The organism is Nitriliruptor sp., assembly GCF_040882075.1.
GTDB lineage: Bacteria > Actinomycetota > Nitriliruptoria > Nitriliruptorales > Nitriliruptoraceae > Nitriliruptor.
Genome location: NZ_JBBEBZ010000191.1, coordinates 1 through 12,742 on the forward strand (window position 1 = coordinate 1; position 12,742 = coordinate 12,742).

The 12,742-nt window shown below is 70.2% G+C and carries 22 protein-coding genes; 7 read left to right on the top strand and 15 right to left on the bottom strand.

The window, feature by feature from the left end:
• Positions 1–76: 76 nt before the first annotated feature.
• Together WEB03_RS13460 and WEB03_RS13465 are read left to right on the top strand one after the other, a co-directional pair.
• Entirely contained in the window at positions 77–1,033 is a 957-nt protein-coding gene (locus tag WEB03_RS13460) for an ATP-binding cassette domain-containing protein (RefSeq protein ID WP_368071433.1), read from the top strand.
• Positions 1,030–2,628, top strand: coding sequence for an ABC transporter permease (locus tag WEB03_RS13465; RefSeq protein ID WP_368071434.1), 1,599 nt, complete (start codon positions 1,030–1,032; stop codon positions 2,626–2,628). The genes WEB03_RS13460 and WEB03_RS13465 overlap by 4 nt, the downstream gene beginning before the upstream one ends.
• Before the next feature lie 26 nt (positions 2,629–2,654).
• Here the strand turns inward: WEB03_RS13465 and WEB03_RS13470 are convergent, their stop codons facing one another.
• From WEB03_RS13470 to WEB03_RS13525, 12 genes are all read right to left on the bottom strand, one after another.
• Positions 2,655–3,035, bottom strand: coding sequence for a PIN domain-containing protein (locus WEB03_RS13470; protein ID WP_368071435.1), 381 nt, complete (start codon positions 3,033–3,035; stop codon positions 2,655–2,657).
• Entirely contained in the window at positions 3,032–3,289 is a 258-nt protein-coding gene (locus WEB03_RS13475; RefSeq protein ID WP_368071436.1) for a type II toxin-antitoxin system Phd/YefM family antitoxin, read from the bottom strand. Before WEB03_RS13475 ends, WEB03_RS13470 begins: the two co-directional genes overlap by 4 nt.
• A 74-nt stretch (positions 3,290–3,363) precedes the next feature.
• Positions 3,364–3,768, bottom strand: a complete 405-nt coding sequence (locus WEB03_RS13480) for a type II toxin-antitoxin system VapC family toxin (RefSeq protein ID WP_368071437.1) — start codon at positions 3,766–3,768, stop codon at positions 3,364–3,366.
• A complete protein-coding gene (locus tag WEB03_RS13485; RefSeq protein ID WP_368071438.1) occupies positions 3,765–4,028 on the bottom strand; it encodes a type II toxin-antitoxin system Phd/YefM family antitoxin in 264 nt (87 codons plus the stop codon). Before WEB03_RS13485 ends, WEB03_RS13480 begins: the two co-directional genes overlap by 4 nt.
• Positions 4,029–4,141: 113 nt before the next feature.
• Positions 4,142–4,285 carry a hypothetical protein gene (locus WEB03_RS13490; RefSeq protein WP_368071439.1) on the bottom strand — a complete coding sequence of 48 codons (144 nt, stop codon included), beginning with the start codon at positions 4,283–4,285 and terminating at the stop codon, positions 4,142–4,144.
• 88 nt (positions 4,286–4,373) lie between these two features.
• Entirely contained in the window at positions 4,374–4,823 is a 450-nt protein-coding gene (locus tag WEB03_RS13495; RefSeq protein ID WP_368071440.1) for an HNH endonuclease, read from the bottom strand.
• Positions 4,824–4,882: 59 nt separating this feature from the next.
• Positions 4,883–5,419, bottom strand: coding sequence for an RES family NAD+ phosphorylase (locus WEB03_RS13500; RefSeq protein ID WP_368071441.1), 537 nt, complete (start codon positions 5,417–5,419; stop codon positions 4,883–4,885).
• Positions 5,416–5,850: a hypothetical protein gene (locus tag WEB03_RS13505; protein ID WP_368071442.1), complete on the bottom strand. Its 435-nt coding sequence runs from the start codon at positions 5,848–5,850 to the stop codon at positions 5,416–5,418. Before WEB03_RS13505 ends, WEB03_RS13500 begins: the two co-directional genes overlap by 4 nt.
• A 63-nt stretch (positions 5,851–5,913) precedes the next feature.
• Positions 5,914–6,171 (bottom strand): hypothetical protein, encoded by a 258-nt coding sequence (locus tag WEB03_RS13510; RefSeq protein ID WP_368071443.1) that lies wholly within the window; start codon positions 6,169–6,171, stop codon positions 5,914–5,916.
• A gap of 100 nt (positions 6,172–6,271) precedes the next feature.
• Positions 6,272–6,694 (bottom strand): type II toxin-antitoxin system VapC family toxin, encoded by a 423-nt coding sequence (locus WEB03_RS13515; RefSeq protein WP_368071444.1) that lies wholly within the window; start codon positions 6,692–6,694, stop codon positions 6,272–6,274.
• Positions 6,691–6,939 carry a ribbon-helix-helix protein, CopG family gene (locus WEB03_RS13520; RefSeq protein WP_368071445.1) on the bottom strand — a complete coding sequence of 83 codons (249 nt, stop codon included), beginning with the start codon at positions 6,937–6,939 and terminating at the stop codon, positions 6,691–6,693. Before WEB03_RS13520 ends, WEB03_RS13515 begins: the two co-directional genes overlap by 4 nt.
• A gap of 79 nt (positions 6,940–7,018) precedes the next feature.
• The gene (locus tag WEB03_RS13525; protein WP_368071446.1) at positions 7,019–7,618 is read right to left on the bottom strand and encodes a hypothetical protein; all 600 of its coding nucleotides are present in this window, start codon (positions 7,616–7,618) and stop codon (positions 7,019–7,021) included.
• 165 nt (positions 7,619–7,783) lie between these two features.
• Here WEB03_RS13525 and WEB03_RS13530 point away from each other — a divergent pair, with 165 nt between their 5' ends.
• Together WEB03_RS13530 and WEB03_RS13535 are read left to right on the top strand one after the other, a co-directional pair.
• The gene (locus tag WEB03_RS13530) at positions 7,784–8,005 is read left to right on the top strand and encodes a CopG family transcriptional regulator (RefSeq protein ID WP_368071447.1); all 222 of its coding nucleotides are present in this window, start codon (positions 7,784–7,786) and stop codon (positions 8,003–8,005) included.
• Entirely contained in the window at positions 8,005–8,445 is a 441-nt protein-coding gene (locus WEB03_RS13535) for a type II toxin-antitoxin system VapC family toxin (RefSeq protein WP_368071448.1), read from the top strand. Before WEB03_RS13530 ends, WEB03_RS13535 begins: the two co-directional genes overlap by 1 nt.
• An 82-nt stretch (positions 8,446–8,527) precedes the next feature.
• Here WEB03_RS13535 and WEB03_RS13540 read toward each other — a convergent pair whose 3' ends face one another.
• Positions 8,528–8,950 (bottom strand): type II toxin-antitoxin system VapC family toxin, encoded by a 423-nt coding sequence (locus WEB03_RS13540; RefSeq protein WP_368071454.1) that lies wholly within the window; start codon positions 8,948–8,950, stop codon positions 8,528–8,530.
• Positions 8,950–9,201 carry a type II toxin-antitoxin system Phd/YefM family antitoxin gene (locus tag WEB03_RS13545; RefSeq protein WP_368071449.1) on the bottom strand — a complete coding sequence of 84 codons (252 nt, stop codon included), beginning with the start codon at positions 9,199–9,201 and terminating at the stop codon, positions 8,950–8,952. Before WEB03_RS13545 ends, WEB03_RS13540 begins: the two co-directional genes overlap by 1 nt.
• 252 nt (positions 9,202–9,453) lie before the next feature.
• Here WEB03_RS13545 and WEB03_RS13550 point away from each other — a divergent pair, with 252 nt between their 5' ends.
• Both WEB03_RS13550 and WEB03_RS13555 read left to right on the top strand, forming a co-directional pair.
• Positions 9,454–10,179 carry a helix-turn-helix domain-containing protein gene (locus WEB03_RS13550; protein ID WP_368071450.1) on the top strand — a complete coding sequence of 242 codons (726 nt, stop codon included), beginning with the start codon at positions 9,454–9,456 and terminating at the stop codon, positions 10,177–10,179.
• The gene (locus WEB03_RS13555) at positions 10,169–10,915 is read left to right on the top strand and encodes a hypothetical protein (protein WP_368071451.1); all 747 of its coding nucleotides are present in this window, start codon (positions 10,169–10,171) and stop codon (positions 10,913–10,915) included. Before WEB03_RS13550 ends, WEB03_RS13555 begins: the two co-directional genes overlap by 11 nt.
• 213 nt (positions 10,916–11,128) lie before the next feature.
• On the opposite strand, the gene WEB03_RS13560 is transcribed toward WEB03_RS13555, so the two are convergent.
• Positions 11,129–11,362, bottom strand: a complete 234-nt coding sequence (locus tag WEB03_RS13560; RefSeq protein ID WP_368071452.1) for a hypothetical protein — start codon at positions 11,360–11,362, stop codon at positions 11,129–11,131.
• Between the two features lie 986 nt (positions 11,363–12,348).
• Between WEB03_RS13560 and WEB03_RS13565 the strand changes: the two genes are divergently transcribed.
• The gene (locus WEB03_RS13565; RefSeq protein WP_368071453.1) at positions 12,349–12,537 is read left to right on the top strand and encodes a type II toxin-antitoxin system HicA family toxin; all 189 of its coding nucleotides are present in this window, start codon (positions 12,349–12,351) and stop codon (positions 12,535–12,537) included.
• Positions 12,538–12,742 lie beyond the last annotated feature (205 nt).

Consider the following 12,742-nt stretch of genomic DNA (forward strand, 5'->3'; position numbering starts at 1 on the left):
CGGAAATCTCGCACTCTCTCGGGATGGCGTCGTGTGACGGGCGTAGGGTCCCGGATGGGTGTGAGAGGGGACCAGCGTGGACCGAGCTGCCGTCGAGATCGTCGGGCTCCGCAAGTCGTTCGGCGCGACGGTGGCGCTCGACGGTCTCGACCTCACCGTCGCGACCGGTGAGGTCCACGGTTTCCTCGGCCCGAACGGTGCCGGCAAGACCACGGCTCTGCGGATCCTCCTCGGCCTCCTGCGTGCCGATGGGGGCCGCGCCACGATCCTCGGCGGCGACCCGTGGCGCGACGTCACCGAGCTGCATGGGCGGCTGGCCTACGTCCCTGGGGACGTCGAGCTGTGGCCGCAGCTGTCAGGTGGCGAGGTCATCGATCTGCTCGGCCGGCTCCGGGGCGGTGTGGACCAGGCCCGCCGCGACGAGCTCATCGACCGGTTCCAGCTCGACCCGACCAAGAAGGGGCGGGCGTACTCGAAGGGCAACCGGCAGAAGGTCGCGTTGATCAGCGCCCTGGCCTCGAACGTCGAGCTGCTGCTCCTCGACGAACCCACAGCGGGGCTGGACCCGCTGATGGAGGCCGAGTTCCGGGCGGTGATCCAGGACGACCGCCGCCGCGGCCGGACGGTCCTGCTCTCGAGCCACATCCTCAGCGAGGTCGAGGCGCTGTGCGATCGGGTCAGCATCATCCGCGACGGCCGGATCGTGGAGGAGGGCACGATCGACGACCTCCGCCACCTGACCCGGACCGCGATCAGCGCCGAGCTCGACGTCGTGCCGGGTGACCTCGCCGCGCTACCGGGGGTGCACGACCTGGTCGTGACCGACCACCTCGTCGAGTGCGAGGTCGACGCCGAGGCGGTGGGTGAGGTGATGCGTCGCCTGGCCGCCGCGGGGATCCGGCGGCTGGTCAGCCGACCACCGACGCTCGAGGAGCTGTTCCTGCGCCACTACGACACCACGCCCCGAGGGCAGGGCGATGCCACCGCGCCCCGAGCACGGGGCGACGACAACGGCCCGACGGGCCGGCGGTGAGGTCGCTGACCGGCACCTGGACGTTGGTGCGGCTCGGGCTGCGCCTCGACCGCGTCCGGCTGCTGGTCTGGGTGCTCGCCATCGTCGGGGTCGTGGTGGTGTTCGCCGGCGCGATCGGTGAGCTGTACCCCGACGAGGCATCGAGGCGGCAGCTCGGCGGATCGGTGGCGGCCAACCCGGCCTTCGGTGCGCTGCTCGGACCGCTGCAGGACCCGCTGTCGGTCGGCGGGCTGGCGACGTGGCGCATGAGCTTCTTCCAGATGGTGCTGGTGCCGCTCATGGCGCTGCAGACCGTCACCCGCCACACCCGCGCCGAGGAGGAGGCCGGTCGCCTCGATCTCGTCGGCTCGACGGTCGTCGGTCACCGGGCGCCGTTGACCGCGGCGCTGATCGTCGCCCTCGGCTCCAGCTCCCTCATCGGCGGGTGCGTGAGCGTCGCCCTCGTCGTCCAGGGCGAGGCGGTCGCCGGCGCGGTCGCGCTCGGCGCGGTCTACGCCGGGGCGGGTGCGATGTTCGCCGCCATCGCGGCGGTGACCGCGCAGCTGACCTCGACCGCACGCGGCGCCAACGGTCTCGCTGGCGTCGTGCTCGGCGTGTCGTTCCTGATCCGGGCCGTGGCGGACGGAGCGGGCTTGGCCGGGCCCACGTGGTTGCGGTGGCTGTCCCCGGTCGGCTGGACCACCGAGGTGCAGCCCTTCGCCGGTGAGCGGTGGTGGGTGGTCGGGGTGATGGCGGCCCTGGTGGTCGTCGGCACGGCAGCCGCCTACCTGCTGGTCGAGCGGCGTGACACCGGGTCGGGCCTCCTGCCGGCGCGGCTCGGTGAGCCGCAGGCAGCGCCGTGGCTGGCCAGTCCGCTCGCGCTGGCGTGGCGGTTGCAGCGCGGCACGTTGCTGGGGTGGACGTTCGGGATGTTCGTCACCGGTCTGGTCTACGGGTTCGTGGCCGAGAGCGTCAGCGACCTCATCGACGACGTGCCGGGCGCGGCCGAGATGCTCGAACGGCTCGGTGGCGCGGAGGTGCTCGTGGACGCGTTCATCGCGACGACGATGGGCATCCTGGCGCTGATCGTGTCGGTCTACACCGTGACCGCGCTGCTACGTGCCCGGACCGAGGAGACGAGCCTCCGGGCGGAGCCGATCCTGGCGACCGAGGTCACGCGGCTCGCGTGGTTCGGTGGGTACGTCCTCATCGCCGTGGTCGGTAGCGCCTGGTTGCTGGCGGTCGCGGGGGCCGGGGAGGGCTTGGCGCACGGCCTGCGGATCGGTGACCCCGGCCAGGCGCTCCGGCTGGCGGGGGCAGCGCTCGCCCAGGTGCCGGCCGTGCTAGTCGTCGCCGGGCTCACCGTGGCGCTGTTCGGGTGGCTGCCGCGGCTGGTCGGCCTCGCGTGGGGAGCGCTGGTCGCCTTCCTCCTGCTCGGCCAGCTCGGCCCCGCCCTGCAGCTCGATCAGTGGGCGTTGAACCTGTCGCCGTTCACCCACGCGCCGCAGGTCCCCGCCGAACCGCTCACGGCGGCGCCGGTCCTCGCGCTGGTCGCGGTGGCGGCCGCGTTGGCTGCACTGGGCTCGGTGGGTTTCCGACGCCGCGATATCGGCTGACGTCGGGACGGGTCACCACCGACGCGTCACACGAGGCGGATGTCCACGTGGACGTCGAGCGCCGCGAGATCGCCGCGATCACGCGTGTAGAGAGGCACGTCGTGCGCGTGCGCGGTGGCGGCGATGAGCAGATCGAGCGCCCGTCGCCGCGGCTGGCGGCCGGCGACGATCGTGACGTGCGCGAGCATCCCGTACGAGCGAGCCACCGAGGCGTCGATCGGCAGCGGGTCGAACCGCGTCTCGATCTCGGTGAGCCGACGCAGGCGCAGGCGCCGCGAGTCGTGGTCCGCTGCGAGCAGGACCCCGAAGTGCAGCTCGGCCAGCGTTGCCGCCGAGATGGCCGCCTCCTCGGGGAGCTCAGCGACCTCGTGGGCGATGACGACGGATGTGTCGAGCAACCCTCTCAAGCCTCCGCCCACGGGTCGCGGTCGAGCCCGGTGTCCAGATCGTGCGCAACCACGTCCTCGAGCACCGCCTCGTCCGTCGGTGTCGCGAGCAGGCTCGCCACATCGGCGCGTCCGACCCACTGCCGGGGACGGTGTGGACCGAGTGCGGCCACGGGGCGTCCGTCGACGGTGACCGTGTACGTGGTCCCTGCCTCGGCGGCGCGGAGGACGGCGCTGATGTTGTTGCGCAGCTCTCGTTGCGGTATCTCAGCCATCGGCTGACCGTAGCAGATGTTCTACGGCTGGCGCTGGGCCCGAGCGCACACCGCCGATGGCACGCCACGCGGGGTCACGCACCGACGACGTCGAGACCCAGCGTTCGGGCCGCCTGCGCTTGCCGTAGGTCGGCGGTCAGCAGGGTGACCCCGGTCGGACCCGCCCGACGGAGCGCAGCGAGGTGGAGCGCATCGAGGCTGCGGGCCCCGGTCGTATCGGCCACTTGGCCGGCGTCCTGACAGAGCGCGTCGTCGATCTCGACGATGGTGAAGTGGGACCAGTCAGCGCTGAAGGCCTCCCGCGCTGCACGAGCCGAGGCTCGATCGAGCCGGCGGCCGAGGTTCCGCCAGGTCTCGATCCAGGTGAGCCGGCAGGTCAACCAGACCATGTCGGTCGCGAGCACCTCGACGAAGCGATCGCTGTCGGCCTCGTCCACGTAGCGTTTGAGCAGCGCGCTGGTATCCACGTAGAGCGTCACGTGCCACGATCCTCGGCGATCATCTCGGCCACGGTCACGGTCGCTCGTGCGCGGCGAGGGGCCGCTGGGAGACCGCCTTCCTCAGTGGGTGGGGTTATCCAGCCCTCGTCGATGCCACGTTGGATGTGGTCGCCGCCCGCGAGTGGGACGAGCAGAGCCTTCGGGCGGCCTCGCTCGGTGACGGTGATGCGCTCGCCTCGCGCCGCGCGGTCGAGGTACTCGGAGAGGCGCTGTTTGAGCTCCCGGACGCCGACCTCCATGTGTCCACCTCCGAATCGGACGTGGACACATCGTACCGAGACCCGGTCGCTGGGGTGGGGCATCAGGTCTCCGCTCGCGGTGCGCGTCCGGATCCGGACGGCTCAGCCAGGAGCTACCCGAAGCGGTCGGCAGCGTCTCGGTCCATGGCGGGAAGCACGTGGGCGTACACGTCCAGGGTCATGGCGACCTTGGTGTGGCCGAGCCGATCGCTGACGACCTTGACCGGGACGCCTGCGGCCAGACCGGTGATGAGCAATGTAGGAAGCTGCGGAGTAGGGGCCCGGTGTAGGGCGCCACGGTCTCTGACGTTGTAGGGGCGGGCTGAGGTTGCACGACCCGAGTCGTCAGAGGGGATCCGGCTCCGGCGAGCCTGTGGACGCCGCTCCCTCAGCCGGTCCCCGCTGGGCTCGGTCGAGCTTGCGGAGCTCGGTGCGGAGGTAGCCGCGGATCCGACGCAGGCCACCCCGGACCTCGGTGTAGGTCGCCAGCCGCCGGAGCGAGGCCTCGATGATCTCGGGGCGAGGTTCGCGGCCGCGGGCACGGACCTCGTCGAGCCACTGGACCGGTGACGCGTGGCCACGCTCGCGGTTGCACCGGGCGCAGGCGGCGACCTCGTTCTCCGGGATGCTCGGGCCGCCCTTCACGCGTGGGATCACGTGCTCGCGGGTGGGCCGCACGAGGTCGGGGAAGGGGCGTGAGCACCACACGCAGCTCGGACCGTCGCGGTCGAGGGCGACCACGAGGCGCTGGGCACCGTTCGGTGCGCCTGCCGGGTGCATCGGGCGGAAGCTCACACGGGGCAGGGTAGGCCGGGTGACGAGCGGGTCCAGGTCCGTCGGGGCCCCGCTCGGGCTCACCCCCAGAACCAGTCGGTGAAGGGTCGCCGCGTGACGAGGTGGGCGCGACTGCGTGACGTCGCCGGGAACCAGGCCACCTCGCGGCCCGCGCCGAGCGGGGCCTGCGCGGATCGGCACCGCACGCCACGCAACCCGGCGGTGTGGACCTGCTCGCCGATCGCCTGGCAGACACCGGGGCCCACCAGCTCGCCCGTGCGGTCGAGCGGGTAGGAGGCGGGCAGTCCGACGGCCGCGACCCCCTTGGCGCTGTGGAGATCCGCGACGCGCTGGCTACGAGGCAGGGTGGCGATGGCCAGGTGCGGGCCGGTGTCGTCGGCGAGATCCTCCGGTTCGTACGGCCAGTCGGCGATGAACCGCGTGAGGTTCAGGCGCGCGGTGACCACGTCCTCGTCGAGGTAGAGCGTCGGCCAGGAGCCGGGCGGGTTCCACCGGCCACCGAGGAGTCGCGCGAAGCTCGGGTCGAGCGGGTCGTCCCAGCTGGCGTCGTAGATGCGGGACCACTCGTGCCGGTCGGGCAGCGCGTCGTCGATCACGCGTGCGCGTCGGTGAAGGCGAACATCCGTCGCGTGAGCCGGAGCGCCTCGGTGCTGCGACCGGACGACACCAGCTCGATCAGGCTCGCGTCGCCGAGCCCGGGGGAGCGGCGGCGGACCACGGCCGCGATCCGGCCCCGCTTGAGGTACCGCTCCAGCAGGTCGGTGATGGCCTCCACGTCCGCCACGTAGGGGGCCCGGTCGGCCGGTACGTCGTCGGCGATCCACTTGGACACGGCCTGCCGGGACACGCCGAAGAGCGCGCCGAGCTCCGTGCGCGACAGCTGCCAGACGCGCATGACCCGTTCCAGCCGACGCCGGCTCAAGCGCCGATCGAGCTCGGCGGTCAGTTGCGCCACCCAGTCCTCATCGTGCTCGGCGAGCAGCCGCGCCGCGGCAGCGCGGGGATCGGGTCCAGCGTCAACGGCCACGGTCACCTCCGGGGGGCAACCGTACCGCAACCACCTCGTACCGCAACCGATACGCAACCGATCTCAGCGTGCGGCTGTCTCGCTGCGCCGGGGCGTGGCTCGCAAGGTGCGTGGGCATCCGGGCACCCGCTCGGCGAGCCCTCGCTCCTCGAGCACGCGGACGTGGGCGATCACGCTGCTCGCGGAGGACAGGCCCACCTCGGCGCCGATCTCCCGGAGGGTTGGCGGGACACCGGAGTGTTCGTGGAGCCGGCGGAGCGCGGCGAGGACCTGGCGCTGCCGCCGGGTCAGGTCGGTCGGTTCCGGATCGATCTGCAGCACAGTACCTCGCTCGCTCGGGGGATCGGCAGCGTGGCGCAGGGTGCGAGTCCGCGGGCATCCGGGTCGGTTCCACCTGTGGACGGTGGTCCCGGTGCACGGATCAGCGGCCGAGCAGGATCCGGGGCGCGTCGTCCAGCGCCACGGCGTCGTCGAGTTCGGCGAGCAGGACGCGGTCGGCGGTGACCAGCACCGCGCCGGTGCGGTGAGCGGCAGCGGCGAGGACCGCGCCGAAGCAGCCGAGCGACTCCGCACCCCGGAACCGTCTGAGGCCAGCGACGAGGTCCGACGACGTGACGGTCGTCAACGGGGAGAGGAGCGTCACCAGCTCGCTCGCCAGGGAGGCCGCGTCCTCACGTCCGCGCCGCCGAGCTCGAACGCGGGTGAACTCCTGGATGACCTCGACGGTCGTCGTGCCTCGGAGCTCGCCGCTGCCGACCGCGTCGACCAGGGCGGCCGCGGGTCCGCGCAGCGGGTGGTCGCCACCGACGGCGTAGATCAGGACGGTCGTGTCGAGGAGGATCACCCGCGCCGACCGCGCAGGTCCTCGAGCTCGCTGCGGACCTCGTCAGGATCGCTGACCGTCATCGCTTCGGCGGCGAGGATCCGGGCTGCAGCGCGCCGCCGCTGGTCGGGTCCGGAGGTGAGGTAGTGGGCCAGCGCTTCACGGACCACGGTCGCCACGGACACGCGACGTTCCGCCGCGAGCGACTCGATCGCGCGGTACTGCTCGTTCTCCAGCAGGACCTGGAGCCGTCGATCCTTTAACATGAGCATACTGTAGCAGGTGCAGCTACTGGCCCCGTCCTGGTGGAGCGGTTCGACCTCGGACCGGCGGCGCCGGCCGGCATCACCAGCCGGGTCCGTCGTACGGCGATCGACCGTGGAGCCGGACGACGCCGGGGTCGTGGTCGAGGTCGCCAGCGGCGACTCGAGCGAGGTCGAGCTCGTGCTGGCGCTGCCGTTCGCGCTCGGCGTTCGCCTCGTGGCGGTCCTGGCACGGCGCGCACCGCACCGGCGGGCCGTAGCTCGGCTTGGGTGCGCGGGTGTCGAGCAGCATCGGGACCACCAGCTGGCAGTCGTCGCAGCGGCCGTAGCTCTCGGTCGGTCCGGCGAGCCGAGCGAGCTCAGCGGTGCTGATGCCGAACGCGTTCGACAGATCCGTGAGGCGCAGTTCGCGGTGGTCCCAGTAGAGGCGGTGCACGTCGTCGCGCGGGAGGGGCAGGTCACGGTCGCGGTAGCGCTTGCCAGCGTTGAACAAGGCGATGCGCACCGACTCGCGGGCACGGGTGAGCTGATGCTTCGCCTCCACCAGTGCCACTTGCGCCTCGTCGTGGGCGTTGATCGCGGCGACGACGGCTGGATCGTCGATGAGCGCCGGGGGTCGTTCGTCCGGTGCGGGCGGGGTGTCGGCAGCGTCGGTCGCTTCATCAGGAAGGCGAGTGGGCACGGGCGTTCTCCGGATCCGGGGACCTGGAGCGTGACCGGTCCTGGCAGATGTGCGTCAGAGAGGTCGCGTGAGGCTGTGGATAGCGACGAGGAGGTCCACAGCCTGGAGATCTCGCGACGACATCGAAACATCTCTTACCAAGCATCAAGATGCTAACATCGGCACATGCGAACGACACTGAAGCTCGATGACGACGTGGCCGCCGAGGTCGAGCGGCTGCGTCGTCACGAAGGTCTAGGACTGAGCGAGGCAGTGAACCGACTGATCCGGGAGGGACTGAGCCGGCCGAAGCGGACGCAGGCCTACGTGCACGAAGCGAGGCCGATCGGTCTACGCGTTGATGTCACCAACGTCGCCGAGGTGCTCGACCTCCTCGAGGACGAGTGATGCTCATCGACGCGAACCTGTTGCTGTACGCCGTCGATGCGACCAGCCCTCACCACGCGCGAGCAGCGAGGTGGCTCGAGGCGGTCTTGAACGGTTCGCGTCGTGTGGGGTTCCCGTGGCAGACGCTCGGTGCGTTCGTCCGTATCACGACGCACCCTCGTGTCACGCGCGAGCCGCTGACCGCGGTCGAGGCGTGGTCGTACGTCGAGCAGTGGCTCGCATGCGCTCCCGCGTGGATCCCGCCGGTGAGCGAGCGAACCGCCGCGGTGCTCGGCGATCTGCTGCGAACGACCGGTGTGACCGGCAACCTCATCCCGGACGCTCAGATCGCAGCCCTCGCCATCGAGCATGGCTTGACCGTGGTGAGCGCGGACACGGATTTCGCACGCTTCCCGGGGGTGCGGTGGGAGAACCCCCTCGAGATGCCACCACTCGACTAGCCATCGAGTGCCCCACCTCGGACGCCGGCGGTCCGCAGCGGTCCGGCAACCCCATCCTCCCGGAGGAGCGTCTGGCTCGACGTCAGCCGGCCCATGGGTTGAGGACGTCGAGATCGTCGAAGCGAACGAAGTCCGTCACGTTCCGGGTGACCAACGTCATCCTGTGGACGACGGCGGTCGCGCCGATGAGGGAGTCGCGGAACGGTGCCGGATCCGGTACGTGCATCGCCGCGGCGCGCCGGGCGATCGATGCGTCGACGCTCAGGACGCGCTGGTCGAACGCGGCCATCACGCTGTCATCGAGCCAGCGGCGCAGGATCGCACCTTGCCGTGGATCGCGGTGTTCGGCGAGGAGCACGCCGTGCTCGAGCTCGTGGGTGGTGATGACCGACACGAACAGCTGACCTGGCGGCGTCTGGGACGCCCACGTGGAGACGCCGGGATCCGCCTTGCCGGACCTGACCTTCCGGAGTTCGGACACCACGTTGGTGTCGAGGAGGAACATCACGCGAAGTCGGCTGGCAGAGCGACCTCAGGGGAGGTCGACGAGGGGAGTTCGATGTCCTCGACCCCTGCAGGCTCGGCGAGTCGGTCCAGCACCTGCCCGGCACCGATCAGCCGCTCGTAGTCCTCGTAGGCGAGCAGTACGTGAGCCGGGCGCCCACGGTCCGTGATGTACACGGGTCCGCGTCCGGCTGCCTTCTTCGCCCCGCTCGTGTCCTGGTTGAACTCTCGGCTGCTGATCGTCGTGACCATGTCGCCCTCCTCAGAATCGCATGTAGAGATGTTACTACTTTAGGCGTCGTTCGTGTTCAGGCCACGGCCGCGGCGGTCTGCTCCGCGACGAGATCATGGTGGAGCTGCAGCGCGCGTCCAGGTCATGCCTCGGTTCTGACGTGATGCGGTGGACGAGAGGGGGCCCGCGCAGCAGACTTACGGAACCGTTGCTCGAGACGCATGGTTGAGTAAACTACCGCCCGACATCTACCGTTGAGGAAGGATGCTGCGGTGTCTGGCCCGCCCCCCGGTCTGTCGGTGCGTGAGGCCGCCGAGGAACTCGGTGTGTCGCCCTCCGCGGTTCGGCAGTTGATCGCCCAGGGTCAGGTCCGCGCGTCCAAGTTCGCCGGACGCCTCGTGGTGGACCCCGACCACCTCCGCCAGGCCAGCGCCGTCGGCCGGCCCCCCGGACGACCGTTCTCCCCGGTCGCCGCCTGGGTGCTGCTGGGGCTTCTCGCCGGCCAGAAGCCAACATCGGTGTCACCTTCGCGCCTGTCGCAGCTACGCCGTCACCTGCGATCCGACGATCCTCAAGAGCTCGTCGGCCGGCTGCGCAAGCGGGCCGACCTCGCGTTCTGGTACGTGCATCCGTCGCTGCTCGGCGAGCTGGCGGCAGAACCGAGGTGTGTACTCGGCGGACGCTCGGCGGGGGAACTGGTTGGGGCCGACCTCGCTGGACACAGCGACCTGCTCGAGGTCTACCTCTCTCCAGCCGCGGCCGACCAGCTCGCTCACGATTACGTCGCCGACCTCGACGTGTCCGTCGGCGTCGCCAACGTCGTCGTGCGGCAGGTCGAGGCTGGGCGCGTTCCGGAGCACGAGCCAAGGGTGGCCGCAGCGCCCGTCGTCGCGCTCGACCTGATCGAGACCGGCGAGGCTCGCGTTATCGGTGCAGGCTGGAGTCTCTGGCTCCAGCGACTCGATGCCTGGCGGAAGGACGACGCCCATGGCTGCTGAGGGCCGGATACAGCTACCTGACCAGGGCACCGAGGGGCGCCTGTGGGGCACGGTGCTCGACCTCGCCGACGCTCAGCCGGACGGGTGGACGCTCATCGGTGCGCTCATGGTGATGCTGCACGCGCACGCGGCGGGGATCGATGCACGCCGCACCACCCGCGACGCCGACGCGCTGGCCGACGTCCGCGGAGTGACGCAGGCCACCCGGCGCCTGGTCGCCACCCTCGAGCGGCTCGGCTGGACGATGCACCCCGATCACCCCAGAGCTGAGGACATCGGGTTCCGCTTCACGAAGGACGGTCTGCTGCTCGACGTGCTGGCACCGGATGGGCTCGGCGAGCGCACCGACATCTCCACCGTCCCGCCTCTCACGACCGTGGCGGTCTCCGGCGGGAGCCGTGCGCTGAGCCGGACCGTCGTTCGGGCCGTCGTGCTCGGTGAGCGAGCGGGCCGGTTGCCGGTACCCGACCTACTGGGCGCGCTCGTCATCAAGTCCCGTGCGGCTGCCAGCGACCGCGCCCACACGTCCGACCCGACGCACCGGCCCGAGCGCCACCCGGAGGACCTCGCCGTCCTGTACGCCTGTGCCTCCGACCTGCGCACGCTCGCGGGCGAGACCACGAGGGCGGACCGCAGAGCTCTGCGCGACGCCCCCGATCCTCAGTGGCACGTCCTCGATCCCGACCTCCAACCGGCGGCCCAGGCCGCATACCGCTACCTCGCTGGCGGTGAGTGAGCCATCAGGGGACGCTGCGACTCGACAGGGACACAACGCAGGCCGAGGTGGGTCCGGAACGGGCCTGCCCATTCGATAGCTGATCAAGTGGGCTCAGCGTTCCCCATGCACAGGTTGACGCGCCTCTCCCAAGGCCAGCTCCGCGACACGATCACTGACTCCAGCTGGACCGTAGGGAGGACGAGTCCGAGCACTCGATGCCCGAGTGGCGCGTCAGAGACCCACTGCGACCTTCAGCCCGGTCTCAGATTCTCCCGTGCTCCCTACCTCTACCTCGCCAGCCCCAGCGAGCATGTACTCGTGGAACGCGTCGATGAGGAGTTCTTCGGCCTCAGCCCTGGTCGGCGCGACCGTGATGACGCCGGGGATCTCCCGGATTCGCGCTTGAACCCACTCGCCCTCGACCGTCTGGAAGACCGCGGTGAACGTGAACTCTCTGGACGACACGGCAGAACCTCCGAGTAGGTCGCCAAGGATGAGCCCTCTGGCAGTCGCAGGTGGCCGCTTGCTGCGACCCCTGACCCGCGCCAGTGTGCCCATCGGAGTGGAGGTGGGAGGTGGTGAGATGGAGATGGGAGCTTGGGGTTGGGATGGAGTTAGGACAGGATGTGCTGGAACGCCAACTCGGAGGCGCGGTGTCTCCCTTGATTCGTGCTCCGGTTGTGCAACACTCGCTGCATGGAGATCCCACCCGAACCAACGCAGGACGAGACGGTTGACGCGTTGCTCGCTCGCAGCGCTCGAACCTCGAGGCGCGTGCCAGTACGTGAGAGCTTCGTCCAACGACGAGGCCACTCAAGAACCGGTCCTGGGCCCCTCGCCGACCTTGTTCACCGGGGGGACGAGCGCGCCCTGGATCTGTTCCTTCTCGTGCACACCCTCGCGAGCGCGCCTCCGTACGACGTCGTACTGCCGGCACGGGTCTGGGCACGAGCGCTCGGGGTCGGAGGCGGTCACGCCGTCAGCGCGGTATCCAAGGTCTGGGGCCGGCTCGAGGTGGTGAAGCTTGTCGAACGTGAACGGACAGGCCGTCACACTCGCGTCACGCTCCTAAAGGAAGACGGTCGCGGCCGTCGATATCGAAGCCCCGATGGTGGCAAGGATGTCGATCGCTACTTCTCCGTCCCCTTCCAGTACTGGAGCACGGACGATCGATGGTACAGGCGTCTGCGGCTGCCCGAGAAGGCCATGCTCATGGTCGCACTCTCCCTCCAGGACCGTTTCACACTTCCCTACGACAGAGCGCCCAACTGGTACGGCCTCTCGTCCGATACCGCGCGTCGCGGTCTCACTGGGTTGACGTCACGTGGCCTCCTCACCGTTTCGAAGGAGTTTCGGCCGGCGCCCCTGACTGAGGTGGGCTACACGGAGGTCCGTCATTACACGTTGGTGGGTGCTTTCCGTAGCCATCGCGGCAAGAGGAGGGGAACCGCGTGATCCGGCTGCGCGATCTCGAGGCTCATCTGCGCGCCCATGATGCCTACCTCGTGAGGGAAGGCGCGAAACACTCGGTGTGGCGGCGCGATCCTGATCACCAGAGCACGGTCCCCCGCCACCGCGAGCTACCGGCGACGACGGCTCGCAGCATCTGTCGGCAGCTCGGCATGCCACCCCTTCGGTGATGTGTTCGCGTTCCGAATCCGGAACTTGTCAAGCCGGTTGAGACACGTGGCGGCCCGCTCCTCCCACCAGCGGACCGAAGGCGAACCCCTGGCGTCACAGGGCTACGCGGGCGGCGACGTCGGACCTCGCCCCTAGGCTGCAGGCGTTGACCTAGCCCGAGTTTCCTGGATAGCGCTGTAGCGAGCTACGGAACTGCAGGTCAGA